At 62.1% G+C, this 24,625-nt stretch carries 19 protein-coding genes; 4 read left to right on the top strand and 15 right to left on the bottom strand.

The features are described from left to right. The first annotated feature begins 9 nt into the window (after positions 1 to 9). Together CLV45_RS15435 and CLV45_RS15430 are read left to right on the top strand one after the other, a co-directional pair. Positions 10 to 660: a response regulator gene (locus tag CLV45_RS15435; RefSeq protein ID WP_100337356.1), complete on the top strand. Its 651-nt coding sequence runs from the start codon at positions 10 to 12 to the stop codon at positions 658 to 660. Between the two features lie 96 nt (positions 661 to 756). Further along, complete coding sequence (locus tag CLV45_RS15430) at positions 757 to 1,164, top strand: hypothetical protein (protein ID WP_157807549.1); 408 nt, start codon at positions 757 to 759, stop codon at positions 1,162 to 1,164. Positions 1,165 to 1,167: 3 nt separating this feature from the next. Here CLV45_RS15430 and CLV45_RS15425 read toward each other — a convergent pair whose 3' ends face one another. From CLV45_RS15425 to CLV45_RS15400, 6 genes are all read right to left on the bottom strand, one after another. After that, positions 1,168 to 3,306 (bottom strand): FUSC family membrane protein, encoded by a 2,139-nt coding sequence (locus CLV45_RS15425; RefSeq protein ID WP_100337354.1) that lies wholly within the window; start codon positions 3,304 to 3,306, stop codon positions 1,168 to 1,170. Positions 3,307 to 3,511: 205 nt separating this feature from the next. Next, the gene (locus CLV45_RS15420; RefSeq protein ID WP_100337353.1) at positions 3,512 to 3,895 is read right to left on the bottom strand and encodes an STAS domain-containing protein; all 384 of its coding nucleotides are present in this window, start codon (positions 3,893 to 3,895) and stop codon (positions 3,512 to 3,514) included. Between the two features lie 413 nt (positions 3,896 to 4,308). Beyond that, positions 4,309 to 5,220: a bestrophin family protein gene (locus tag CLV45_RS15415; protein ID WP_245882882.1), complete on the bottom strand. Its 912-nt coding sequence runs from the start codon at positions 5,218 to 5,220 to the stop codon at positions 4,309 to 4,311. 225 nt (positions 5,221 to 5,445) lie between these two features. Continuing rightward, the gene (locus CLV45_RS15410; RefSeq protein ID WP_245882881.1) at positions 5,446 to 7,359 is read right to left on the bottom strand and encodes a MutS-related protein; all 1,914 of its coding nucleotides are present in this window, start codon (positions 7,357 to 7,359) and stop codon (positions 5,446 to 5,448) included. Between the two features lie 68 nt (positions 7,360 to 7,427). Beyond that, positions 7,428 to 9,635 carry a TonB-dependent receptor plug domain-containing protein gene (locus CLV45_RS15405; RefSeq protein ID WP_100337351.1) on the bottom strand — a complete coding sequence of 736 codons (2,208 nt, stop codon included), beginning with the start codon at positions 9,633 to 9,635 and terminating at the stop codon, positions 7,428 to 7,430. A 28-nt stretch (positions 9,636 to 9,663) separates the two neighbouring features. Further along, positions 9,664 to 10,104, bottom strand: a complete 441-nt coding sequence (locus tag CLV45_RS15400; RefSeq protein WP_100337350.1) for a RidA family protein — start codon at positions 10,102 to 10,104, stop codon at positions 9,664 to 9,666. A 109-nt stretch (positions 10,105 to 10,213) separates the two neighbouring features. Here CLV45_RS15400 and CLV45_RS15395 point away from each other — a divergent pair, with 109 nt between their 5' ends. Together CLV45_RS15395 and CLV45_RS15390 are read left to right on the top strand one after the other, a co-directional pair. Beyond that, entirely contained in the window at positions 10,214 to 11,020 is an 807-nt protein-coding gene (locus CLV45_RS15395; protein ID WP_100337349.1) for an energy transducer TonB, read from the top strand. A gap of 132 nt (positions 11,021 to 11,152) precedes the next feature. Then, positions 11,153 to 12,706 (top strand): DNA integrity scanning protein DisA nucleotide-binding domain protein, encoded by a 1,554-nt coding sequence (locus CLV45_RS15390; RefSeq protein ID WP_100337348.1) that lies wholly within the window; start codon positions 11,153 to 11,155, stop codon positions 12,704 to 12,706. 73 nt (positions 12,707 to 12,779) lie between these two features. Here CLV45_RS15390 and CLV45_RS15385 read toward each other — a convergent pair whose 3' ends face one another. The 9 genes from CLV45_RS15385 to CLV45_RS15345 form a co-directional block, all read right to left on the bottom strand. Then, positions 12,780 to 13,025 (bottom strand): hypothetical protein, encoded by a 246-nt coding sequence (locus CLV45_RS15385; RefSeq protein WP_157807547.1) that lies wholly within the window; start codon positions 13,023 to 13,025, stop codon positions 12,780 to 12,782. Positions 13,026 to 13,042: 17 nt separating this feature from the next. Continuing rightward, a complete protein-coding gene (locus CLV45_RS15380; protein ID WP_100337346.1) occupies positions 13,043 to 13,588 on the bottom strand; it encodes a carboxypeptidase-like regulatory domain-containing protein in 546 nt (181 codons plus the stop codon). Between the two features lie 93 nt (positions 13,589 to 13,681). Then, the gene (locus CLV45_RS15375) at positions 13,682 to 14,221 is read right to left on the bottom strand and encodes a DUF4442 domain-containing protein (RefSeq protein WP_245882880.1); all 540 of its coding nucleotides are present in this window, start codon (positions 14,219 to 14,221) and stop codon (positions 13,682 to 13,684) included. A gap of 149 nt (positions 14,222 to 14,370) precedes the next feature. Further along, complete coding sequence (locus tag CLV45_RS15370; protein WP_100337345.1) at positions 14,371 to 16,359, bottom strand: DUF3857 domain-containing protein; 1,989 nt, start codon at positions 16,357 to 16,359, stop codon at positions 14,371 to 14,373. Positions 16,360 to 16,441: 82 nt separating this feature from the next. Continuing rightward, positions 16,442 to 18,391, bottom strand: coding sequence for a DUF3857 domain-containing protein (locus CLV45_RS15365; protein WP_100337344.1), 1,950 nt, complete (start codon positions 18,389 to 18,391; stop codon positions 16,442 to 16,444). Then, positions 18,378 to 21,659 carry a hypothetical protein gene (locus CLV45_RS15360; RefSeq protein ID WP_170061873.1) on the bottom strand — a complete coding sequence of 1,094 codons (3,282 nt, stop codon included), beginning with the start codon at positions 21,657 to 21,659 and terminating at the stop codon, positions 18,378 to 18,380. The genes CLV45_RS15365 and CLV45_RS15360 overlap by 14 nt, the downstream gene beginning before the upstream one ends. Before the next feature lie 169 nt (positions 21,660 to 21,828). Beyond that, positions 21,829 to 22,398: a PPC domain-containing DNA-binding protein gene (locus CLV45_RS15355; RefSeq protein WP_100337342.1), complete on the bottom strand. Its 570-nt coding sequence runs from the start codon at positions 22,396 to 22,398 to the stop codon at positions 21,829 to 21,831. Between the two features lie 130 nt (positions 22,399 to 22,528). After that, the gene (locus tag CLV45_RS15350; protein WP_100337341.1) at positions 22,529 to 23,797 is read right to left on the bottom strand and encodes a hypothetical protein; all 1,269 of its coding nucleotides are present in this window, start codon (positions 23,795 to 23,797) and stop codon (positions 22,529 to 22,531) included. Beyond that, positions 23,794 to 24,555: a hypothetical protein gene (locus CLV45_RS15345; protein ID WP_100337340.1), complete on the bottom strand. Its 762-nt coding sequence runs from the start codon at positions 24,553 to 24,555 to the stop codon at positions 23,794 to 23,796. The genes CLV45_RS15350 and CLV45_RS15345 overlap by 4 nt, the downstream gene beginning before the upstream one ends. Positions 24,556 to 24,625 lie beyond the last annotated feature (70 nt).

The following is a 24,625-nucleotide window of genomic DNA, read 5'->3' as shown; positions in this document are numbered from 1 at the left end:
AGCTCCTGCATGCCCTCTAGTCCTTGCCGCCTGCTTATCGTCGACGACCACCTGATGCTTACCCAGAGTCTGGCGTTGCTGTTTGCCGGCCAACCCGACCTGATGGTAGTAGGCCAACTGGCTTCGGGCACGGCGCTGCTGGAATGGCTGAGCAAGGCCACGCCCACCACGCTGCCCGCCGACGTGGTGCTGCTCGACCTGCACCTGCCCGGCCCCGACGGCCTGACGCTGCTACCCACGCTGCAGCAGTATCCGCCGCTGCGGGTGCTGGTCTTCAGCACGGCCGCCTCCCCGGAGCTGATTGAGCGGGTGGCCGCCGCCGGAGCCCATGGCTTCGTGGCCAAATCGGCCGATGCGGAATACTTGCTCGAAGCCATCCGGAGCGTACATGCCGGGCAGAAAGTGTTTCCACTCGGGTCCCGCCGCGCGGCTCCCGCGGCCGGCTCTACTACCGAGCCCCTGCTGCGCCTGCACCGGCTTTCGAGCCGGGAGCGGGAAATTGTGGGCCTGATCCGGGCCGGCCTCACCACCCGCGACATTGCCGACCGGCTCTCGCTGTCGGAATTCACGGTGGGCACCCACCGCCGCAACATCATGCACAAGCTGGAACTGCCCAACATGGCCGCTCTACTACAGTTCGCCTTCGACCACGGCCTGTAGAGTACAGCCTGGCTTCGTGGCCGCTATTGCCTAACGTATCTACGACCAGCTATGAGGCCCGTTTGGAAGCAGCTGCAGCTTATTCTGCTAAGTGCCATGCTTGCTGCCTACCTGCGGATGTGTACTCCAAGACTGAGTTGGACTTCGTGGAAAAGCTTGCTGCATGAACCCATCAGGAAATGGATAGGAACGCTACTGGCTATGCCACTGCTGGAGCTGTTCCGCTACTGGTATGCCTACGCTTTTGCCGCCATAGTTTACCAGTTGACAATACGAATACTGTTTCCGCAGAAACGCCCTTGGTTTGTTTATCTGCTGCTGGGCGGGGTGCCCTTGGCTCTCAGCTTTGCTGCATCTCGCGCCCAAGGCCGGATCAGCCAAGATAAGCTGGCCTCGTGGGCGCTTTATACCCTTATGGCCTTGGTGTACGATTTTCTGTACTACCGCTACTTCGTCAAGGTCCGCCCACAGCCACCCCGAGCCTCGGCCCCACTACCCAGCTAGCCGCTACTTCGCCAGAATGGCCTCGGTGGTTTTGCTGATGTCGCTGCTGATTTTCTGGATAAACTCCAGCTGTTCGCGCAGCAGGTTTTCCTCGGGCGTGAGCACCTGCTTGGGAAACGCCTCGGGCTCGGCAGTCAGAAAGTCGGTGGCGGATTCCTGGGCCTGCTCGTCGAGCTTTTTAAGGCTGCGCGCCAGCCCCAGCAGAGCCTGCCGCAGCGGCTTGCGGGTGGCTGGCACCAGCGGCTGCCCTGGCGCTGTGGAAGTAATAGAGGCAATATTGGAAGCCAGAATGTGGTTCAATACCACAAACTCGTGCACTTCCGAGCTGTTGCGGCGGGTACTTTTGGGCTCGGAGAGCATGCGCTGAAACGCGGCCGAGAGGTTGGCCGAGCTGACGTAGACGTTTTTGCGCACCAGCTTGTAGTCGGTTTGGCGGTAGGCCACGCCCGAAATGCTTTCGGCCAGCTTGAGCAGATAGTTCAGATTGGCCTGCAGCACGTCGCGCATGAACACCTGGAGCTGGTCGGCCTCCCACTTGGGAAACAGCAGGTAGCCGGCCGAAAAAGCAATGGCGCAGCCGATAAACGTGTCGGTGATACGCTCCTCAATGACGCCCAAGTAGCCCACGCCCAGCAAACTGAACATAATCAGGATGAAGGGCGTGAGGCAGGTGACGGTGACGATGTAATTGGTGCGCTGGAAGCTGTAGGAAATGACCATGAGCACCACCATCAGGGCAAACTGCACGGTTTTCTCGGGAATCAGCCACAGAATCAGCACCCCGATGACGCCGCCGGCCAAGGTGCCCAGAATCCGCTGGTAGTTGCGCTCCTTAGTCAGGCTGAAGCCCGGCTTGAGCATGTAGGTCGTCGTCATCAGAATCCAGTAGCTGTGGTAGCCCGGAAACAGCAGCTTGGAGGCCAGAAAGCCCACCGAGCAGGCCAGCGTCATGCGGATGGCGTGCCGGAACACCGAGGAGCTGAAGGTCAGGTTGTCGCGGATGGACTTGAGGTCGACTTCGTCGTGCGAGACGAAGCGGGAGTACTCCAGCTCCCGGCCGTAGGTTTGCCCGGTTTTGGCCGAGTCGAAGTAGTTCAGGATATCATTCACGCGCTGGGTGAGGTTGCGCAAATTCACCAGAATCTTCTTCAGCACCAGGTTGCTGCCCGCCGAACCCTCCTCCCCGATGGCGTCGATGCGGGCTTTGAGGGTTTCGAGCTGGGTCTTTAGCGCGGCCCGGGTCGTGTAGGGCCGGTTGGCCTGAATGGCGGCCCCGATGTGGTCCAGCTCCACGGCCATGTGCCGGATCAGCTCGGCCACTTCCCCCAGGATGCCGGTGTGGCCAAACTGGGCGCGCAGGGCAGCGTAGTCGTAATAAGTGGCCGTGATATGCTCGTAGAGGTCCACCACGTCGATAAACGTGACGACCAGACGCCGGCCCCGGCTGGTAGACTCATTCACAATCTGCCGGCTCTTGAACAGCACTTCCCGCACGGCATCCTGCTTTTCACTGACGACCACCTGCTGGGCCACCAGGTGCCGGTAATCTTCGTCGAGGGTGGTATCGAGGGTGTAGAAGTCGGCCTTGATGGTCAGAAACTGGGCAATGGCGTGGATGCACTCGGCCAGGGCCTGGCGGGCGGCGCGGTGGGGCCGCACCTGGTGGAGCAGCAGGCTGAGGACGGTGTACCACACGCCGCCGGCCAGCAGCAGCAAGCTGTGGGGCAGCACCTGGGCCGGCGTCAGGGGCTTGTCCATGTTCAGAATCATGACCAGCAGGGCCGCCGAGCCGATGGCCCCGGCCCGGGCCCCGTACACCAGAAACATGGTAAAGACGAAGGTCAGCCCGGCCACTTCCAGGCCCAGCAGCCAGTTGGAGTGGTTGAGGAGTCCGGTCAGCAGCCCCACCAGGAAAAGGCAGAGGTTGCCGTAGAGCATGCCGTTGCGCTTGTGCTCGATGGGCCCCGGCAAATCGGTGATGCTGATGCACACGGCCCCGGTGGAGAGGGTCAGGCCGGTTTCGAACTGCCCAAGCCAGGAAAACACCAGCGCCGGCAGCAGAATGGCGAAGGTGATGCGCAGCCCGTCGGAGAAATCCTGTCCAAAGAAGAAGTAGTGGATTTTCCGGGTTTGCTCGTTCATTGCCGCGTGGTTGCCCGCCGGGCTCGGTGGGCGGTTCAGGAGCCTTATACGGGCGGCAAGGTAAGGGCTGTTGGCAAAACGGCCCAGCTCCCGGCGGCCAATTTGGCGGCGGCTAAGCGGGGCCGGAGCTAAGGACGCTGAGTCTCAAAACGAACCGGGCCTTTTCCGCCAGGGAAAGGGCCCGGTAAAATTGGAGTGTGGGGGCTTAGGCGGCGTCGGTGTGGGCGTCGCGCTGGTTGACGTGCTGCCGGCAGTAGGTTTCGGCATCGAGCAATGTGGGCACAATCGGAATGCTGAGCGAAGGCGCCAGGGCGGCCAGCTCGCCGCGAATTTCGTCGCTGAGGTGGCAGAGCACCAGGCTCATGCCGTGCTTGCTGAGCTTGTGGTAATAGTAAGTGAGCAGCTCGGCCGCATCGGAGGGCAGGTGGTGCAGGTGGCTGCAGTCGACCCAGACGCTGGACTTGCCGCTGCGGGCGGCCCGGCTCAGCGCCCGGTCCAGGGCATCGTCCTCGTTTTCGGGTGAAACCGGCACGTCATCGGCCAGAATGAGCAAATAGCTTTCCGGCAGAATCTCACGATAAACTTCCATGCGTAACGTTCAAGAATGGTTGGCGGGTTTGGCAAGACGGGGGTATTCAGGGCGGAAAACAGAGCGAAAAGCCCGAGGGCCGGCAGCAACAGAGCACTGCTTGAGGTGGTAGTCAAATACGATTCTGACCACGAATAGTATACGGCCCGAATATATTATTTTCAGCCGTAAGACGCTCATTACTAAATTAATAGTTTCCTTATCCTACTACAAATTAGATTATTACAATTTGTAGCCCCCCGTTTTTCCACCCGCCATCTGCCGCCAAGCTCCACCCTTGAAACTTGGCCGGGCAGCTCCAAAGCGCCAAAACGGCCGGCCCACACCGGTGCTTGCCAGCCCAGCTTGCCGCTCATCTATTACCTTAACAATCTGCCAATTACACCAAAACCCGAATCCACGCCACCGTTGGGCTAGTACAGAATATCCTCAATGGGCTCGAGGCGGGAGGGCAGTTCGGTTTCGCCCAGCATTTCGCGCAGGTCAATTTCGATGCTGCGGCACAAAGCCGTCATGGGCACGTCGTTCATCTGGTTGTCGAAGGGATTCTCACTGGTGTGGCCTACCACTTCAATCGTGTTGAAGACCCAGGATACGAGCACCGAAAACGGCACCGTGAGCCAGACGTGGGACGGGCCGAGCTTGGCAAACTCCCCCAGCAGGCCCAGGGGCAGCAGGGCAATGAAGAGCCAGACGAAGACGTAGCTAAAGAAGGCGTACTGCCGCGGAAACGGCGTATTCTTAATTCGCTCACAGCCGCCCTGCAGGGTGTAGAGCTGCTCCAGCGTCTCGACCATCGACACGTGTTGGAAGTCGTTGAGCAGGCCTCGCTCCTCACGCAGAATCCGCAGTTCGGCGGCCTGTATGCGCAGCAGGTGGGCCGCCGGATTTTGCTTCAGCCGCATCACCGCCGACTCATCCTCGTCGAGAAAGGGCGCCACTTGCTCGTCCCAGAATTCGGGCTGGCGGCGCAGCTGAATGCGCAGGGCATTGCACCAGGCAATGTGGCGGTACACGAGCTGGCGGTGGCGGTGGCTGAGCTCGGCGGCACTGGCGGCGGGAGCGTCCACGTTGGGCGCGTCCACCACGGAGGTCACAAACTCCAGGGCCTTGATGGCCCAGGTGCGGCTGGCATTCACGATACCGCCCCACAGCTGCCGCCCTTCCCAGAACCGGTCGTAGGAACCATTATTCTTGAAGCCAATGTAAAACGACACGGCAATACCGAGCGTGGCCACCGGCTGCCAGGGAATGGCGAAGAAACGCAACCCCACCCCGGCGTACAAAAAGCAAACAAACAGGGAATACAGCGTGAACAGCAGCACGCTGCGCCAGGCATATTTCCAGATAACGCGCCAACGAATATTCTCCCGGATGTACACTTATGGTGAAATGGTGAAGTGGTGAAATTAGTGAGTTATAATCTAGTCTGGTCTACCAGATTTCTCCCCTGATGCGCACTTGCACAGTGCGGGTTGTTGCTTACGGCAGTTCCAGCCGAGCGTTGAAAAGGAATGGCCGAGTATACAACAGAACGACAACTCACAATTTCACCACTTCACTTCTATGCCCATGAGCTGCATGAGCTTGCTGGCGTTGAACTCGCGGCAGGGGCCGGGCGTGAGGCGGTAGTCGAAGCGGATTTCGTCGCCCTCGATGGTGCTGTTGAAGCTGTAGTTGGTCACGGCCCCGGGCAGCTCCTCGGCCATGGCCGATAGCTCCAAGTCGTGGGTGCTGACTAGGCCGCTGGCCTGGCGCTCGTGCAGCTGCCGGATCAGGGCCTGGGCCCCGCGGTGCCGGTCGAGGGAGTTGGTGCCCTTCAGGATTTCGTCGAGCAGATAGAAAACGGGCTTCGTTGTTGGTTGCTCGTTGTCAGTTGCCGGTTGATGGGTAGCCGTTGATTGCTGACTGCTAATTGTTAATTGGTCATTGTTAAATGTTAATTGTAAAAGCAGGCGTAGGCGCTTGAGCTCGGCGTAGAACGAGGAGGTACTTTCGGCCAGGTTGTCCTGGGTGCGCATGGCGGTGTATACCTGGGCCGGAGCCAGGCGCAGCTGCCGGGCACAGACGGCCGCGCCGGCCTGGGCCAGCACCATATTCAGGCCCACAGTGCGCAGAAAAGTGCTTTTGCCCGACATATTCGAGCCGGTAATCACGCCGGTCTGGCCCGCACCCTGGGTGCTGAAGTCGTTGGTGATGCGCTGCCGGGCAAAAATCAGCGGGTGGCCCAGCCCGGTAGCCGTGACTTCCAGCGGGGTCGGGCTCAGCTCGGGCGTGGCGTAGGTGGGGTTGGCGGCCTGAAACCCGGCCAGGCTCACCAGCGCCTCCAGTTCGGCTCCTACTTCCAGCATGGCGTCGAGCTGACCGCCGAGGCGGGTTTTCCACCGCTCCAGCTGCCACATGCACCACAGGTCCCAGAGCAGCAGGTTGTTGAGAATAATGGCCACCAGCGGACTTTCCCGGGCCGAAAACAGGCCGGTGATGCGCGAGAGTTGTCCAAGTAAGGCGGAGGCGGGCTGCTGGCTGGCTCCGGCGTGCACGGTGGCGTGCAGCTCGCGCAGGCGGGGCGAAGTCCAGGTTTGGGCCTCAAACCAGGCCAGCTGGTCGCGAGTGGCGCGCAGGGCGTCGCGCATGGAGCTGCTGTGGCGGAAGTATTCGGCCCGGGCCCGGCCAAACACCGCGTTGAGGCCGCCCAGCACCAGCACGGCCACCAGCGCCGGCCAGGCCGAGTAGCCCAGCAGCCACAGGGCCACGCTGCCCACGGCCACCGGCGGCAACCCCAGCAGCAGCACTTTCAGCCAGCCCTTGCCCCGGAAAAAATCGGGTTGCCGGAGCCACTCGGTGAAGGTGCGCGGGTCGGCATCTTGTTTGGGGTAGTGCCGGGCCCGGGCCTGCCACTCCTGCTGCCAGGCCACGTCGGGCGCCAGCTCGGCCACGGCCTGCTGCCGCTGCGCAATTACGGTCGGCGGCGCCGGCGCCAGCAGCCAGCCCGCCAGCCAGTCGTGGCCCAGGCGGGAGGTGGTGCGGTTCAGCAGCTGATACAAGGAGTGGGCCCCGAATACGTCGAGGTCGGCGGCGTAGGGGTGCTGGGCGTCGAGGTAGCGCAGGCCGGCGTCGAAGCCGGTGAGCTTGCCCTCAAGGCGGAGCAGCTCGTCCTGGTTGAGCTGGGCCAGCAACCGGTAATGCTCCCGCTGGTAGCCCACGGCGTTGTGCCAGCGCACCAGCAGCAGGAAAACAACGTAGGCCACCGCCACCACGGCAAAGGCCGCCCCCAGCTGCCCGCGCGCAAACAGCAGCCACACGGCCGCAACGCTGGCCCCGAAAGCCGCCAGCCGCACCCAGGCCACAACCCGGTGCCGCCCGGCGTAATACTGCTCCTGGGCGGTGTGGGCGGCCAGGTTTTCGGCGAACAGCTCGGCGGGAGCAACGGTCAGCGGACGGAAGGCGGAGGAGGCTACGGGCACGACGCAAAAAAGGGTGAGAGCGTCAAAAGTAACACTCCCACCCCGGCTATGGCTGCTTCTTTTTGCGACTACCGCTCAAAGCGCACCGTCAGGTAGAAATTGCGGCCCGCCGCGTTGATGCCCGAGGCAAAGGGCCGGTAGCTTTGGTCCAGAATGTTTTCCAGGCCCGACTGCACGCTCCAGCTCCGGGTAATCTGGTAGGTGGTGCGCAGGTTGAAGGTTTGCCAGCCCAGGGCCCCCACCGGCGTGTTCTGCCCCAGGTTGTCTTCGCCCGAGGGACTGTAATCGGCCAGGCCTTTGCGGCCGTTGAAGAGCATGGAGGCTTCAGCCGTGAGCTTGCGGTTCTGGTAGGTTATGGCCCCACGGCCGTATACCGGCGGAATGTGGTCCAGCGGCACGTCGGTGGTCAGCACGCGGCCCTTGGTGTAGGTTACCGAGGCCTGGGTGCTCCAGTGGTTGAGCAGCGCCGCGTTGAAGCGGCCACTGAAGCCGTACACGCGGGCCTTGTTGGCGTTGGTATTGGCTACCGTCGTGAAGGGCTGCCCGTTGTACACGGTGGTCGTCGAGCCGTCGGGGGCGGTGTAGGGCCGCACCACAATGGCGTCGGTCAGGGTGCTGTAGAAGCCCGTAACGGCCACGTGCAGCTTGCCTTCGATGGTCTGCGAGACTTCGGCTTCGCGGTAGAAAATCTGCTCGGGCTTCAGGTCGGGGTTGGGTACGATGAGCGTGCCGTTGTTTTGCTCGAAAGTCTTGCTCACGTCGTCCAGGTTGGGGTTGCGGAAGCCCGTCGACACCAAGCCGCTCACCCGGAAGCCCACCGGCAGCATCCACACCAGGCCCAGGTTGCCGTTGAGCGACGACGACTTCTGGTCGGAATTCAGCAGGCTGGACTTAAAGAACTCAGGGTTGAAGTTGGCCTTGAGCTTGACGGTGCTGAAGCGCAGCCCGTCGGACAGAATCAGCTGGGGCGTAATTTCCCAGTTGTGCGAGGCGTACACGCCGGTAGTGGCGTAGGTCGAGCCGGTGGGGTAGCGCGTGGCAATGCCGATGGTTGCGCCGTTGTCGATGTTGACGCGGCGGCCCACGCTTTCCACCTTGTTGCGGGTAGCCTCGGCCCCGTAGCGCAGTTCGTGCCGACCGATTTGCTTGAACAGGTCCAGGTTGACGGAGCCAATTTTGACTTCCTCCAAATTTTCGTCGCGGTTGACGTTGCCAAAGGCCCGCGACAACCGGCTTTCATTTACCTTCTGCACGGCCGGCGTAAAACGGACCATGTCAAAGAAGGCCGTGGGGCGGGAGTACTGAAACTGGTAGCTGGCGAAAAAACGCTTTTCCGGGCCGTAGTTCCACTCGGCAAAACGCAGATTCCCATTGCGGTACTCCTGCAGCCGGTCGTAGCGCGGCACGTTGGAGGTCGTGGAGTACTGCACGTTCAGGGTGTGCTGCTGGGTGGCGCTGGGCCGGTAGAGAAACTTTTGCAGCACCCCGAGCTGCCGGTAGCCCGACTCCCGCTGAATGTTCACGTTGTCGTTGGGCACCACCACGTCCTTGCCGTCCTGGCGCTCCACGTAGCGCAGGTTTTCGCCGAAGCCGGGGAATGACTTATAGTCGCGGCGGCCCTTGCGCAGGTCGTCGAAGTCGGAGGCGGTGATGCTGGTCAGGGAGCCAAACTTGCGCCAGCCCAGGCTCAGGTCGGTGTGGGCCGTTTTTTCCTTGGCCGCCGTACCATAGCGCACAAAGCTGCTCATGCCCACCCGCGGCTGGGTGGCCGTGGTGCTGTCCGCAAGCCGGGGGTTCTTGGTCAGGATGCTGATAACGCCGCCCAGCGCGTCGGTACCGTAGATAACCGAGCCCGCGCCGCTGAGCACCTCAATCCGGTCGACGGCATTGGCGTCGGTGGTCAGAATGTTCTGCAAATGGCCGGCCCGGTAAATGGCGTTGTTCATCCGCACCCCGTCGATTACCAGCAGAATCTTGTTGGCCTCGAAGCCCCGGATAACCGGGCTGCCGCCGCCAAACTGCGACTTCTGCACGAATACCTGCCCGGTGTTCTGCAGGGCGTCGGCGGTGTTCATCGGGTTTTGCAGCCGAATCTGGGCCGCGGGCAGTACGTCAATCTGCTGGGGAATATCGGCCTTGCGCTCCTGCACCCGGTTGGCCGACACCACCACTTCACTCAGGCTGATGGCCCGTAGCGTATCGGGGCGGGTGCTCTGGGCTTCTACTTCTTCGGCCCCAAACAGGCTGGCCAGCACGAATGGTATACTTTTCTTCATTCGGCAATATAGTGACTCAACAATACTTTTAGCGGCCTTCGCCCACTACGGCAATACATTTAAGCTCAATGGCAATGGGGGTGGGCAGGCAGTTGATTTCGACCGTGGTGCGGCAGGGCTGGTTGGTTTGGAAGTACTCGGCGTAGAGCCGGTTGTAGGTGGCAAAGTCGTCCTTCATGTTGGTCAAAAACACGGTTACGTCCACCAGGTCGTCCCAGCGGGAGCCGGCTTCTTCCAGGATGTAGCGCACGTTCTGGAACACGGCGTGGCACTGGCTTTCGAAATCGTAGCGTAGAACTTTGTTATCTTCCGACAGCTCCACGCCGGGAATGGCTTTCTGCCCGCGCTGCCGCGGCCCCACCCCCGACAAAAACAGCAGGTTGCCCACCCGGCGGGCGTGCGGGTACAGGCCTACGGGCTCCGGGGCCCGGGAAGAATTGTGCGCGGTAGAGGTTTCGTCAGGTTGCATACCGTCAAAACTACCGAATTCGGACGCAATGCGTAGCCGTATCGTCCGTTTTGGAGCTGGTGCGGTTGTTGCCTCCCCGCTCAGCTGCTTGCCTAACCCCTCTACTTCTATGCGCCCCACTGTCCGCCGCCTGACCCTGTTGCTGGCCCTGAGCACGGCCACGCTCACCGCCGCCCACGCCCAGCAGAAATTGAAGTATCCCAAGCCCAACGCCGACGAAATCTACGACGCCGTGGCCAAGCCCGCCGTGCCCACCACCGGCCTGCAGGGTTACGCCGACTACCTGGAGAAAAACCAGAAGTATCCGGCGGCCGCTATTCAAAACGGCCAGGAAGGCACCGTGGAGGTTACGTTCGTGGTGGAGAAGTCGGGCGGCGTGTCCGACGTCCAGGTGAAAAATGCCGTGGCTCCCCTGCTCGATGCTGAAGCTATTCGCCTAATCAAGGGCGGCCCGAAGTGGGTGCCGGCCGAAAACAAGGGCCAGAAAGTGCGGCAGCGCGTCACGGTGCCGGTGTCGTTTATGCTGCCCCTGGGCGCCGGCGGCCCCGCCCCCAAGGTGCGGCCCGACGAAGATGGTGCCGCCGAAAATAAGCCCGCCGGCCCTACCGTGGTCAAGGCCGACCAGCCCGCCCGGCCCGTGGGCGGCACCGATGCCTTCTTCGAATGGATTCAGAAAAACCAGAAATACCCGGCCCTGGCCCGCAAGAAGAACATTCAGGGTAAGGTCATGGTTGAATTCATGGTGCAGCCCGATGGCTCTCTGACCGACGTTAAACTAGTCAAGCGCCTCGGCGCCGGCCTCGACGAGGAAGCCCTGCGCCTGATCAAGGCGGCGCCCAAATGGGAGCCGGCCACCTACCAGGGCAAGCCAGTGCGGCAAAAAATGGTGCTGCCCGTCTTGTTCACACTTCTGTAAAACATTCCGGTTCCTGGGTCGTCTACCTAAGTACCTGACCTGGTGGGCAGCTCCTGGCCCCATCGGCCGCCCGTCGGCTTTCCGCTCCTTCCGCCCTGCTGCCCCCTTCCTTTCACCTGCTCTTCTATTCTTATGCTGGCCCCGTTACCCCTCTTATCCGCCCCGCCGGTAGCGCCGATTCCCGCGCCGCCGGTTTCCGGTCCCCTCACAATCTGGCCCTACCAGGCCCGGTTTCAGCAGGCGGCCCAGGCTATGGCCGAAGGTATTTTCAACGTCCTCGACGACGATTTGGCGCCCAAAGTAACCCTGATTGGCATTCCCGCCGAGCAGGGTCATTCCGATGAAGTAGTGTGCCTGGAGCCGGCCGACTGTGGACTCGACTTCGAGCACTTCAGCAATATCCTGGCCCGGGGCAAGGAAATGCAGAGCCTCTACTCCTGGAGCGCGGCCGACCGGGAGCACCTCACCGAGGAAACGATTCGCAAGCGTTACCAGGGCGTGGGCCTGCGCCTGGCCATGCAGGAAGCCCTGAATGCGGTAAGCTCCAAAAACCAGTATTTCTCCGGCTGGCCGGTGCTGGTGGGCAAGTTCTTCGTCGTGACGGTGCTACAGCTCAACCACAAGGTGCTCAAGAGCCACCAGTCGCTGCGCCCCGACCGCTACTACACCGACGGTAAGCCCGTGGCACCTTCGCTGGTACTGGCCGCCGTGCAGCGTTTCCAGGAAGAGTGCATCAAGGCGTTGAATGAGCCCGAACCCGGCGCCGGCATGCTGGTGCGCCCCCGCGAAACTGATGAGCTGGTGCGGGCTGCCGGCAAACTGCTGATGGACACCCCAGCCCAGGCCCTGGGCATCAGCCCGGCCACGGCCAAGCTGTTTGCCACCTGCAACACGATTTCCTCGTTGCGCTACGAAGGTGCCGAGGGCATCGGCAAGCTGCTGCTGGCCCGCCGCCGCCACCCCAACCTGGAGGAGGTATTTGCCCTGACCTGCCCCACCCCGCTCACCGACTACCGGGCCGTGCGCAAGCTGCTGGAAATGACCACGGCCGACGTGAGCCTACTGGCCGACGGAGAAAATGTGTACGCCCTGGGCCGCCTCGTGGGCACCTACGACGCCAGCCGGGAGGATCTGTTCATGATCAACTTCGTGACCCACTACGCCTGGGAGTTTCAGCACGACGGCAAGGTGCTCATGCGCAGCCACTATGGCCAGCCCAGCCTGCCCCGGCCCCGCCTCAACCGCCTGCAGTTCCGCAAAGACCTGCGCCGCATCTTTGATTTGACCGCCCCCGAAAAAGTGGAGCGCCTCTGGGACGTAGTCGTTGAAGCCAGCCGCCAAAAGCACGGCACGCTGGTCGTCGTCACCACCGAGGCCCTGGCCGAGGCCGACCGCCTCAAGCTGCAGTGCACCCTCATCGAGCCCGTACCGCTCACCCCGCTTATCACCCGCCTCGTCACGGCCATCGACGGAGCCGTGCTCGTCGACCCCGACGCGTATTGCTACTCCATCGGCGTTATCCTGGACGGCAAGGCCTCGGGCCACGGTACCAGTACCCGCGGAGCCCGCTACAATTCGGCCATTCGCTACGTCGAAAGCAGCCCCTACCCCTGCATGGCCATCGTGGTCAGTGAGGACGGCTTGGTCGACGTTATTACCAAGGACAACTTGCTGGAGCGGGATTAAGCCAATTTTTGACTCAAAAAAAGAGCCTGAGCAGCACTGCTCAGGCTCTTTTTTTTACATGCTACAAGCTCACTCATTTCTCCCAGGTTACCGGGATATAGGTAGTACTCTGCACCGTATTGACGGCGGGAAAACGCTGGGCAAACCGGATTGTCTTGTCGTTGGGAAATGTGCTAGCAAAGGGCGCAATGCAGGAGTCAGCGGCCGGATTGTCGCCGTAGGCTGATACAAACAGACCACGGCCCAAGCCTGCCGCCGTTAGTTTGGAGTAAGGAATCGTATCCGAAAAACCCGTCGCCGTGGCGTTGCGCCGTAGCATAGTGTACTTGAATACGCTCAGATCCACGGCGCCATCGTAACCGATGCCACCATCCAGAAACACGCGGTGCACCCGGCGTCGAGTCTCGGCCGGATTCGGATTCTTAATAGAGTAATAGAGCCTTGTATCACGAGGTATTTGCCGGTGTTATTGGCCGTGCAGGTATACTCGTATTCCACGGTGTGGATCTGACCCAGGGCAACTGGCTTACGCAGCGCGTACGTGGCACCGGATGCTTCTAGCTCGTCGGAATAATAGCTGCCAAAGCTGCGCTTAGCGAATAGTAACCGGTGCTTACCGGGCGTCGCGCCAGTCAGGGTAAAGGTACCGTCGGCTGCCGTTTGCGTAGTTATGCTTGCATCATCATACAGTGCCACAGTAGCGCCACTGTGGTCGGTAAGCGCGGCACCAAATTCGTCGTGGAGCTTTACCTGGCCGGTATACGTCACCGTGGCTTTGGCCAAATCAGCCTCGCTCTTGTCACAGCCCGTGAAGCTGAGGGCCAACATGGCTCCATAAAGCAGAAAGCTCCTGGTATTCTTTCGGATAGTTTTGAACTGCATACAATGCGCCAAAAAGTAAGAAATGAAGATAATTAAGTTCTTAACTAACCCCAGCAAGAGTGCTGCTTAAGCCAGCATAAGCACCTGACCGGCTTAAGCGCGTAATGGTTGCTTGGCCTTGGCCCGGAACGACCAAGTGATGCGGAACACCGCCACATTGTCGCCGGCCTGGTCGAGGCCGGTGCTGGTGCAAACCACGGTGCGGCCCTCGCCGGTAGCGCGGCTTTCGGCCACGGCCTGGGCAATGCGCAGGCCGTCTTGGCTGGTAAAGGCAATTAAACCCACCGCTTTCTTGCTGAACTCGGCCTCCATTCCTACCACCAGCATCGACACCGGGGCGCCACTGCTGGTATTCATCATGGCCAGCACGCCGCTGGCCATTTCGGCGGCCATGCTCAGGCAGGCGAAGTAGATGCTGCGAAACGGATTTTTGGTCAGGTACTTAAACGGCACGGTCACGGTGGCCCGCTCCGGCGTGATTTCGCGCACCCGCAAGCCGGCCAGATAGGCCATGGGCAGGCTGCGCAGCATGAACAGGCGCAGCTTGAGCGGATTGGCAATGGTGCGGCGAAACGCGGCGGCCTGGGGCGTATCGGCCGGGGCGGGCCCGGCGGAGGCGGTATCGGGAGTCATGCGGGAAGTGGCTGGGTGAGAGCCTGCAAAGAACAAAAAATATTCGGCATGCCGACTAGTATCCCGGATTTTCTGCCCGCTCCGGCGCAAGCAAAACGCCCCGCCTTCCGAAGAAAGCGGGGCGAGTAGCCGGTTAGTCGTTTCAGGATTTAGCCCTTCTTTTCCAGCACCAGCACCACTTTGTTGAAGTTGGCGGCGGCGTTTACCACTTCCCGGAAGGCTTCGAAGTCCTTCTTGGGCCAGCGGATCTGCTGGTAGTGCTCCTTGATGGTAACCGTGACTTTCTGCCCGTCCACGGCGTAGCTCGACTGAAACAAGAACAGCGGGGCCGCCGCGTCGGGGCCGGCTTTCACGTTGTAGTTCAAATCCTTCAGGTTGCGGATGCTGTAGCCGGCGGGCAGCTCGAAGGTGATGACGCGGTTGTAGCGGCGGTTAAACTCGTTTTCCACGTCGAACTGCCGGGCATCGGCCTGGTAGAGCTCCGACTGCGGGCCGAGCAGCTCACCTACTTTGAACAAGTACTTGGGACCCGCCCGGTTCAGCAGGGCCGCCGACTCTACGCCGGCTTCCACGATGAAAGGGTTGCTCAAGGGGCTCAGGCCCCGCTCCCCGTTCACCACGTTCAGGCTCTTGAAGGTGGCATCGGGCACGCAGCTCTTGATGAACTCCTGGGCTACTTCGGTGCGCTTGGCCTCGGGAATCAGGGAGTAGAAGGGCTGAATCACCTGGGCGTTGTAGCCGCCCAGGATGTAGCGGATGTTGACCGTCGACTTATCCAGGGCCGGGGCAAACTGCACCTTGATGTCCAGGTCGCTCGGGTTCTGGTCGGCGGCCAGGGTCGGGATGTCCTTCACCTTGCCCACTGCCGACTCGGTAGCGCCCAGCTTCACGGTCCGGATAAACAGGCCGGGGTTAGCCGTCCATTCGGCGGGCACCATGCCGTAGCGGTAGTCGGGCCGGGCCGGAGCCAGCATTTGCTTGGTGGCCGGGAAGTAGAAAATGTAGTTGTCGAGGTAGTTCCAGGTGTCGAACGACTCATCGAAGGGCGACACGCTCCGGTCGGAGGTGACTACGACTTCGTGCTCGATGCCCAGCTTACGGAACACGCCGGCAAAGAGGCGGGCAAAGCCCAGGTCCGTGGCGTTGCGGGTGGTGATGATGCCGCCTAGTTCGGGCTCCGCGTAGCCTTCGGCGGGGTTGAAGTTGGTCTTGATGTAGTTTTCCACGAACGGCACCTGATCAGCTACGCTACCGGTGGGCACTTTCATCTGCTTCAGAAGCTTGTCGAGGGCTTTTTGCTCGTCTTTGGAATAGGTGTATAGCGCCCCGTGGATGTACTGGCTGGCTTCGGCCCAAGTGAAGAGCCGCTCCCGACCCCGGCTGGCGTTGTAGGCCAGCTTATACTCGATGCGCATCCGCTCGGCCTGGGAGTTGGCAAAGGCTTCTTCCCGGGCCACGGGCACATCTTTCAGGGCAATCCGCACAATGTGCTTGCCACCGATAACCGTGTCGCGGCTGGCCTGGGGGCCGTGGTACACGCGGGTATCGAAGGTGAGCTGCTCGGGCGAAATCAGCTCGAACGTAACCGCGCGGGCCGGCAGCTCGGCCTGCAGGTACTCGCGGCCGAAGTAGTTGGGGCTGCGCTGCCGCATGTACACGTACTCGATTTCACTGCCCTTCTCCACGCCTTCCACGGCAAAAATCTTGAAGCCCCGGCCGCCATCCTGGTCCTTGAGCTCCTTGATATTACTTTGGTTGAGCTCCACTACCTCGCCCCGCGGACTAATGGTGCGGGCCTTGAGCCAGAGCAAAGCGCCGTCCTGCACGGGCACGTAAATCTTGTTGAACCGCTCGATGGCATCGGTGCTGTTGACGCGCACGATGCTGTGGTTGGTCGAGTACAGGCCCAGCTTCTGGGTTTTCTCGTCGTAGAAATATTCCTGGGCCGTGAAGTCGAGCAGGGAGAGGGCCGGCAGCTGGGCTTCGGCTTCGGTGAGCGGCAGACGCTTGCGCTTAGCGTCCCATGTGTAGCCGGCGTGGGTGAGGCCGGCCGGAATGCTTTGGGCGCATACGTCGAGGGCCAGCAGCCAGCCCAGGGCCAGGGTTAGCCAGAAAAGGCGGGAAAAAGATTGTAGCATGGTCAGAATTGACTCCGGCCGCGGTGCGGCGGAGGCATAAAACGCGTGAGGCAATAGGGTAAGAACTGGGGATTGAACGGGGCTAAACCTTCTTCTTTTTCAGGATGATAACGTCGCGGTAGGCTGCGCCCAGCTTGTCGACCACCGTGTTCCACTTGGCAAATTCGGCGGGCTGGAGCAGCAGGTAATTCACGTAGAGGTCTTTCTCCTGCACGATTTTGTTGCCCTTGCGCTCGTAGCGGATGCTGAAGCCCAGCACGTCTTCCTTGGTCGAGGCATTGGCCGGCAGGTACTCCACGTCGTAGCCAGCCGGAATCTCAAACTCGGTGCGGGTCCGGTCCGAGTGGGTGTACTCGTTGTAGAGCGGCAGGCGGCGCTTGTCGGCGTCAATCCGGTCGTTGGCGTAGGGCTGCTCCAGGTTCAGGTTCAGGTAAATCTCGTCGTCGACCTGTTGCACGTAATCTTGCAGGCGGTATTCGTAGTCAATGGTCAGGGGCTGCTCGCGGGCGGCCACGTTGCGCACGGCATAGCTGTCGACGAAGAACTTGTTGTTGCCGCGTTCCAGCACCCGCTTCACGTACTTGGTTTCCTCGGTTTTGTCTAGGCCATCCAGGGCGTAGGCCTGGGTGATTTTGGGGTAGCCCGACAAGGCCAGCTGCCCCTTGCCCTTGAGCGTGGTGCCGCTCAGGGCCACGGTCGAAATGTCCACGGCGTGACTTTTCTCCTTGTCCATCACCGGCACGCTCACCACCTTGCAGTTCTTGCCGTCGAGGGCCAGCAGCGCCTCTTTGCCCTGAATCATGGATGTGGGCATGTTAAACGGGTTGTGCTTGCTGGTGGCGTCCAGAAACACATACTGGCCCGGCTTGGGCTCCCAGGTGGCAATCATGTGGTTGTCGACGCCGGGCGTGGCCAGCTCGGAGTAGCGGTAGGGCAAGGCGCGGGTGCCAATCCAGGTCAGGTAGGACTTGACGCCGGCCATGCGCAGCATTTCGTGGGTCAGGTTGGCCATGTCCTTGCAGTCGCCGAAGCGGCGGGCGTACACCTGCCCGGCATCGGCGGGCACGAAGCCGCGCAGGCCGTTTTCGAAGGCCACGTAGCGCACGTGGTCCTGCACCCAGTAGTAGACGCGGCGCACCCGCTCCTCTTCCGAGGCGGCACCCACGGCCAGGGAGTCCACGACGCGGCGCAGGGCCGGGCTTTCCTTCTTGTCGAGGTTGGCCACGAAGCCCGAGTAGAGCGAAAACAGCTCGGGCACGCCCGAGAGCATCTTGCGGGGCTGGCCGGCGGCCGGCACTTCCTCCACGTAATACACCAGATGGGGCGCGTAATAAGCAATTTCCGGCCCGTCGTCGTCGCGCGAGGGGCTGGGCATGTTGTCCACCGTCCAGCGGTACACCACCGACGAGCCTTTTTCCTGCTTGGTGAACGTAACGGGCGTTTTCTCGACGTTGAAGAGCTTATAGCTGATCTTAACTGACTTGGGCGCCGTCAGCGTGACTTCGGCGTGCCGGGTGGGCACGTGGTTGGCGAAGTAGAACGGTGACAAAAACCGCGCGTCGGGGTGGCGCACGGTGTAATCCACGACGGTCCGCACGCCGGGGGCCACGGCCGGAAACGTCCAGGTGGTGTAGCGGGTATCGTCGAAGAAAATGCCTTCCTGGACCTCGAATTTCTCCTTAAAGTCGGAAATGCGCAGGGCCTTGTAGTCGTTGCCGGCCGGAATCAGGGTGCGGGCTTCGAGCTTCTGCAGGCGGTTGAAGTGGGAGCTGTACACTTTGTCGCGGGCGTAGAGGGCCGACTGCGGGGCCAGGTGCAGCATGTCGTAGTGGTGGCGGGCCAGCACCTGCACCGAGTCGCCCTTGAGCTCCACCGTCACGTCTTCGCGGTAGTCGAGGTAGACGGCCTTCTCGTCGGGGTACTGCTTTTGGGCGGCCACTAAGGCCTGCAGGGGCTGCTGGGCCAGAGTGGGCAGCGTGAGTAGCAGGCCACCCAGTACGCCCAGCCAGCAGGTGAGTTTATTTGCCATCATACACGAAATTATTCCAGTAAAACTCGGTTTTGGTGGGCTTGCCCTGGGCGTCGTAGTACACCGTGGGGCCCGACCGTTCGCCGCTGCGGTAGGTGCTGCTCCGTTCCAGCGTGCCGCTGGGGCGGTAGTAGCGGGCCCGGCCCTGCAGCTCGTCGTGGGCGTAGTACTCTTCCTCCATGAGCTTGCCGTCGGGGTAGAAGGTTTCCAGCTTACCCGTGAGCACGCCGTTCTGCACCTGGCACCGCTGATACACCTGTCCGGTGCTGTAATAGTAGGTGCGGGGACCATCCACGTAGGCGCCCTTGTAGGTTTCGTCCACGGCGGGCTTGCCGTTGGCAAACTGGGTTTTCAGCGGACCGTTGCCGCTGGCAAAGGCCGTGGCCTCGCCCCGGGGCTGCCCGTCGGCGCCACCGGCCCGGTAAGCCACGATGTTGCCCTGCTCGTAGTGCTTTTCCACCAGCAGCTCGCCCAGCATGTTGTAAACGCGCATCGGGCCGTGCAGCTGCCCGTCCACGTACTGCACCACCGAGCTGGGCTTACCGTTTTCGAAGAAGGTAGTCCACTCACCATCCTGCTCGCCGTGGTAGTAGGCCCCACGGCTCGACAGCGCGCCGGACGGGTAGTAGGTTTTCCACTCCCCCTCGCGGCGGCCCTGCCGCAGCTGCCCTTCCGACGAGGTTTTGCCCGTGGGCCACACGGCCTTGTAGGTTCCTTCGCGCTGACCCTGCAGCATGCTCACCGTGGCTTCGGTGCCGCCGCTGGGCGTGAGCCAGCCGCCGGAACCCTGTTCTTCGAAGCAGAGCATGGGCATCCGGTAGCGCACTTTCCCGTTGGGGTAGCGCAGAATGTACTCCTTCGTGTCGGGGGTCACGGCCAGGCGGCTGATTTCCTTGCCCGTTGAGTCGAGGGCCGTAACCAGGCGCAGGCGGCCATCGAGGTAGTGCCGCTCACCGGTGGGCTTACCATTGGGCGTGAAGCTGCGCGAGGGGCCTTCCATTTCGCCGTTGCGGAAGTAATATTCCTCACTCACCCGCCCGTCCACGTAATAGTCGCGCCAGAGGCCCTGGCGCTGGTCGTGCTGCGAGAAGCCGGTCTGACTTAGTTGCCCGTCCTCATAGAAGCTTTCGAAATAGCCGTCGGCCTCGTCGTTGGTGTAGTTCTGGCGGCTGCGCACCTGCCCGTTGGTGTAGTAGTGCTCCACCAGGCCGTTGAGCTTGCCGCCGTTGCTGTAGTGGCGCACGGTTTCGAGGGCGCCGGTGCCGAAAAACCAGCGCCACTCGCCGTCGGGCTGGCCGTTGAGGTAGGCGCCGGTGGAGCGGGGCTTGCCAGTGGTGCGCAGCAGCTGCACCGGGGTTTTGCCCTTTTTAACCTCCGTTTTAGCCAGCACTTTGCCCACCGGGTCCAGCGACGTGACCCGCGTCACCCGGCCCTGGTCGTATTCAAGCTCAGTCATGAGCACGCTGTTGGCGTCGTAGTCGCGGTAGGTGCCGTGGAGCTGGCCCAGGGCGTTGTAGTTCGACTCCGAGCTGAGCTTACCATTGCGGTAGTACTCGCGCCACTGGCCCACGTTCTTGCCGTGGTCGTAGGTGCCGGTCTGGTAGACCTTGCCGTTGGGAAAATAGTCGGTGTAGGGCCCGTGCAGCTCGTCTTTGTCGTAGGCCCCTTTGCGTTCCAGGGTTTTGTCGGCGTAATACACCGCAAACGGCCCCTGGCGCTGGCCACCGACGTACACGTACTCGGTTTCGAGCACCCCGTTGGCGTAGTAGGCCGTGCTGGGGCCTTCTTTTTTCCCGGCCCGGAGCGTGGCCCGGGCCTCGATTTTGCCGTCGGGGTAATAAAACACGTTTTCCCCGTCAATTTCCCCGTTTTTGTAGGGCCGCAGCTCGCTCACAGAGCCGCAGTAGCGGTACACTTTGGCCGGGCCGTCGGGCTCCCCGTGCACGTAGCTGCCTTCCACGGCCAGCGTACCGTTGTCGTGGTATTCGGCGTAGGCGCCGTGCAGCTTGCCCTGGTCGTCGTAGTTTTTCACCAGCTGCACGTTGCCGGTGGGGAAGTAAGTCTTCCAGGTGCCCGTGCGCAGCCCGGCCGCCGAAAAAGTACCGGCTTCGTCCAGGCAGCCGGCCGCGTCGATAAACTGCCAGGCCCCCCGGAAAGTGGCCTTCTTGGCGTCCTGTTCACCTTCGCCCAGTCCCACGAGGTGGCCGTCTTCGTTGTACCAGCCTTTCACCGGCACCAGCTTGCCACCCTGGGTTACCGGCTGGGTGGCGCGCAGCTCATTGAGGGCCGTTACGACAACCTCCGCCATTTTGGTCACCCGGGCCTTGTTGCTGTTCACCCACTTGGCGGCCAGCTTGTCTTCAGCCGACATCAGCGTCAGGTACGTGAAGGCCGTCAGATTATCTTCCTGCCGCAGGGCTTGTACCAGCGGACTGTAGAGGCGCAGCCAAAGGTCGTTGGGGTCGGCATCGGCCGCGGGAAACTTCTCGACCAGCAGCTGCAGCTGCTTCACCAGGTTGGCGTTGAACTTGACCTTGCTCGTGTAGTCTTTGCGCAGGGCCACCTTGGAGTTTATCAGCTCGTCGAGCTCCTGAAAGGCGCTGTTGGGCAGCGTGGCGGGCAGCTTTTCCTTGGCGTCCAGGTCCACGGCGTTGGAAGCCACCTGCTCGGCCATGACCAGCACCGAGTTGCTGCGCTCCGCCTCGGGCTGAATAGCCAGGTAGGTCAGCAGGCTGAGCAGGGCGTGGGCACTCTGGCCCTGGCGCTGGGCCAGGTAGCCCAGGTAGAAATGGGTGTTGGCGTGCAGGGGCATCAGCTCGGCGCTGCGCCGCAGGCTAACCATGGCCGCCTTGATGTCGCCGCCTTCACTCTGGGTAATGGCCTGGTTGTACCACAGCGTCTGGCTGTAGGGGTACAGGCGCAGGCCTTCGGCGTAGAGCTTGAGGGCCGCCGCCCGGTTGTCCTGCTTCTCGTAGGCCGTGGCCACGATATTGTACACCTGCGGGTCGTGCACGTGCTGGTCGAGGGCGCGCTGCCCGGCGGCAATGGCTTCGGCGTACTGCTTGTTGTTGAGGTAGGACAAGGCCAGCTCGTGCTGCACCCGCACGTAGGCCGTGTCGCTGGGCGGCACGGTCAGGTACTGGGCAATGGCGCCGGCGTAGTTGCCCTGGTCGTGCAGGCCCACGGCGTCCTTCAGAATCTGGGTAGAGTTGGGCAGCGTGGGGCGCTGCTGGGCGCTTACCGGCACACTGGCCACTGAGCAAAGCGCCAAAAGGACGCCGCGAGTAGAAATTCGCATCAAACGTAAATGATAATAAACGGGCAATTCAAGCCGGAAAGCTCGGCTTAACAGGCAGGGTAATCCTACAATAATACTCATTTGGCGGCGCTCCGAAAAGCAGACGGCCGCGCCTACAGAAAATAATGTTTTCGACCGGAAATTATTGCTTGCCCGCCTTCTTTTCCGGGCCGGCGCCGGCGGCTTTCTTTTTACCGGCCGCCGCCCGCGGGTACACCGCCAGCTCCTGGTAGGTCGACACCGGGTCAGTTTCACGGCGGAAATCCAGCTCGTCCAGTACCCCAATCACCAGCTCGGCCGTGGTATAGATAATGTTGCCGTCGAGCAGGTGGCCGCCGATGGTGCGCCCCGTGGAGTCGGCCACGGCCAGGTGCACGTGGCTGCCGTTAACGGAGAGCGTACCTACCAACGACACGATTTCGAAGTGCCCGTGGTAGACCGTAGGCCCGCTCTGGTTGGCCAGGCGTAGCGTGGTCGTGGTCAGGCTGCCCACGCAGGTGACCAGCGCCGCGGCCCGGATGTGGTGCTCCTGCACGAAGGCCGTGAGCTGCTGGCGCAAATCCTGGCCGGGGCGCAAGCGCAGGGCGTACGTGCGCATGGGCGAAGACTGGGCTGAAACCGGGGCGGCAGCAGGAGCAGGCATGGGGTGTTGGGCAAAGGCCGCCGAAGCACTCAGCCCCAGCAGCGCCAAAGAAAAGATAATCCGCGTCATAACCAGCGTGAAGGCAACCGGCCCCCGCTCCTACCCGCGGAGCGGCCGGGCCAAGTCGGCCCCAAGATTACGCAATAAAAAAGAGCCGACGCGGGTCGGCTCTTTTCAGTGCTGGGCAGGCAAATCGGGTTTAGCGGTTGAAGCGCACGTCGCTGTAGCGGACTTTAATGTTGACGTTGGCCGGGTTGCGGGCCGTAATGGCCCCGAACTGCCCCTGCATGTCACTCGAAGAGGCGCTGTTTTCCTCCGACTCCACCTTGACCAGGCGCTTGTCCAGCAGCAGCTTGCCGTGCTGGGTGTTGACGTCGAAGTTGAAGCCGGCCCCATCGGGGAAGTTGAGCAGAATCGTGCTGTAACCGCCATCCACGTTGATCTGCCGGAAGTTGCGGCCCGTGTTGCGCACCTCGAACGAGGGGCAGAACTGCACCGTCATATCCAGCCGCTCACTGATTTTGTCGATGCTGAACTTGGAGTAGCCCGAGGTGCCGCGCAGGTTGCGCACCGTGCCCAGGGCCACGTCGCCGTACTTGCTGTGCACGGTCAAATCCTGCACCGTGCCCACGTCGATGTCGGAGTAATTGTTGCGCAGGTCCACCGTCTGGCCCGCGTCGAGGCGGAGCTTGGAGTAGGACGCGTCGATGCTGGCTTTGCGGGCGTAGCTGATGGCGCCCTGCCCGTTGCCCACGCGCACCAGGTTCTGGGGACCATCGAGGCGGGCCACGCGCAGCGTGCCGTACTCCACGGCCAGCTCCGTTGAGCCCGTCAGATCATTCGGAATGCTGATTTCGCCGAAGGTGTTGTATACCCGCAGCGTGGTGCTCTTGGGCAGCCACACGGTGTAGTTTACCTCGTAGAGCTTGGTGCGGCTCCAGCACTCCCGGGGCATGGCCCCAAACCGGGAGCGGACGGCAATACCGCCGGTGGCAGCGTCGGCCTCACTCATCTGCACCTGAATCATGTCGAGCAGCTGCTGGGCTTTTTCGTCGGTGTCGGCCCGGGTGATAATCTCCACGTCGGTGCGGACTTCGTTGCGGCTCCAGGTGTTGATCTGAACCCGGCCGTAGCGGGTTTCCAGGCTATAGGGCTTGCCGGCGGCGGCGTAGGTGCGGCTTAGTTTGCGGCTTTTCTCCACGGCGGGTACTGCGCTGCTGGCTTCTTCCTGGGGCCCCTGCTGGGGTCCTTGGGCGGCGTTTTGTCCCGCCTGCCCGGTTTGAACGGGCTCGGCCAGGTCGTCGTGATGGTGCAGGAAGGCTTCCGTTTCGGGGCTGGCCAGGTAGCGGTACTCGGCGGCTGCTTCGCCGCGGCTCTGGGCCACGCTGCTCAGGGAGCCGGCCAGCAGGCCCAGGCCGGCCAGCACGTAGCGCCAGGCCCGAACGGGATTTGTCAGACGGGTCTTCATGGCTTTACCTCACCTTCCGCAGCCGGGACGGCTGCATTGTATTCCTTCATCCGCTCCTGCAAACGCAGCTGCTGGTTCAGGATGTCGAGCCGGATCTGCATGTTGCGGTTCATGGCTTCCAGCACCACGTCGGGCTCGGGGTTGCGGTAGAGCTCTACTTTGAGCTGGTTGTAGGTCGAGTCCAGGGTGGCCAGCTCCTGCCGCCAGTCGGCGGCGGTGGCCGCGGTGGCCGCCGGCCCGCGCAGGTCCCCGATTTCAGCTTTCTTCTCGCCAATCTGGGTGGCGTAATAGTCTTCCATGCGCTCCACGGCCACGGCCAGGCGCTTTTGCGGACTGGCGGCCTCAATGCCCACGGGCGAAGCGCCAAAGCCGCTCACCGAGCCGGCAGGTTCCGTGTCCTGGTTGAGCACCAGCGGCGCCGAGGCCGCCTTGGTCCAGCCCACCGACGAAGTAGCCGACTTCGACCAGATGGCGCCCAGCCCGGCCAGCAGCAGCAACGCCAGGGCGGCGGCCACACCGTAGTTGTAGCGCCGCGGGGCACTTATTGTAGGCGTTGGGGCGGCGGTTGGGGCCAGGATTTCTTCTTCGGGCTGCAGCTTCACAATGCGCAAAGGAGCCTCCTCGGTGGGCGCGGCCGCGGGGGCTACGCTCAACTCGGCCTCAATGGCATCCCACAAATCCGGGCGGGGCTCGAATGCGTCGAAGTCGCCGCGGTGGCGGTCGACAAAGTCCTCAAGTCCGGTTTTTTTCTCTTTCATACGGGTGGTTATTCGCACGTTTCTCCCCGGCCAGCCACACCCCAATAACGATTCTGGGGTGGTGGGGTGC

Source organism: Hymenobacter chitinivorans DSM 11115 (genome assembly GCF_002797555.1).
Taxonomy (GTDB): Bacteria; Bacteroidota; Bacteroidia; order Cytophagales; family Hymenobacteraceae; genus Hymenobacter; species Hymenobacter chitinivorans.
The sequence above is the reverse complement of the archived record's forward strand: the minus strand, read 5'-3'. Positions and strand labels throughout refer to the sequence as shown.

Coding starts and splice junctions, on each gene's coding strand:
- CLV45_RS15435 (WP_100337356.1), top strand. CDS start 10: ATGCCCTCTAGTCCTTGCCGCCTGCTTATCGTCGACGACCACCTGATG.
- CLV45_RS15430 (WP_157807549.1), top strand. CDS start 757: ATGCTTGCTGCCTACCTGCGGATGTGTACTCCAAGACTGAGTTGGACT.
- CLV45_RS15425 (WP_100337354.1), bottom strand. CDS start 3,306: ATGAACGAGCAAACCCGGAAAATCCACTACTTCTTCTTTGGACAGGAT.
- CLV45_RS15420 (WP_100337353.1), bottom strand. CDS start 3,895: ATGGAAGTTTATCGTGAGATTCTGCCGGAAAGCTATTTGCTCATTCTG.
- CLV45_RS15405 (WP_100337351.1), bottom strand. CDS start 9,635: ATGAAGAAAAGTATACCATTCGTGCTGGCCAGCCTGTTTGGGGCCGAA.
- CLV45_RS15400 (WP_100337350.1), bottom strand. CDS start 10,104: ATGCAACCTGACGAAACCTCTACCGCGCACAATTCTTCCCGGGCCCCG.
- CLV45_RS15395 (WP_100337349.1), top strand. CDS start 10,214: ATGCGCCCCACTGTCCGCCGCCTGACCCTGTTGCTGGCCCTGAGCACG.
- CLV45_RS15390 (WP_100337348.1), top strand. CDS start 11,153: ATGCTGGCCCCGTTACCCCTCTTATCCGCCCCGCCGGTAGCGCCGATT.
- CLV45_RS15385 (WP_157807547.1), bottom strand. CDS start 13,025: ATGCTACGGCGCAACGCCACGGCGACGGGTTTTTCGGATACGATTCCT.
- CLV45_RS15380 (WP_100337346.1), bottom strand. CDS start 13,588: ATGCAGTTCAAAACTATCCGAAAGAATACCAGGAGCTTTCTGCTTTAT.
- CLV45_RS15375 (WP_245882880.1), bottom strand. CDS start 14,221: ATGACTCCCGATACCGCCTCCGCCGGGCCCGCCCCGGCCGATACGCCC.
- CLV45_RS15370 (WP_100337345.1), bottom strand. CDS start 16,359: ATGCTACAATCTTTTTCCCGCCTTTTCTGGCTAACCCTGGCCCTGGGC.
- CLV45_RS15365 (WP_100337344.1), bottom strand. CDS start 18,391: ATGATGGCAAATAAACTCACCTGCTGGCTGGGCGTACTGGGTGGCCTG.
- CLV45_RS15355 (WP_100337342.1), bottom strand. CDS start 22,398: ATGACGCGGATTATCTTTTCTTTGGCGCTGCTGGGGCTGAGTGCTTCG.
- CLV45_RS15350 (WP_100337341.1), bottom strand. CDS start 23,797: ATGAAGACCCGTCTGACAAATCCCGTTCGGGCCTGGCGCTACGTGCTG.
- CLV45_RS15345 (WP_100337340.1), bottom strand. CDS start 24,555: ATGAAAGAGAAAAAAACCGGACTTGAGGACTTTGTCGACCGCCACCGC.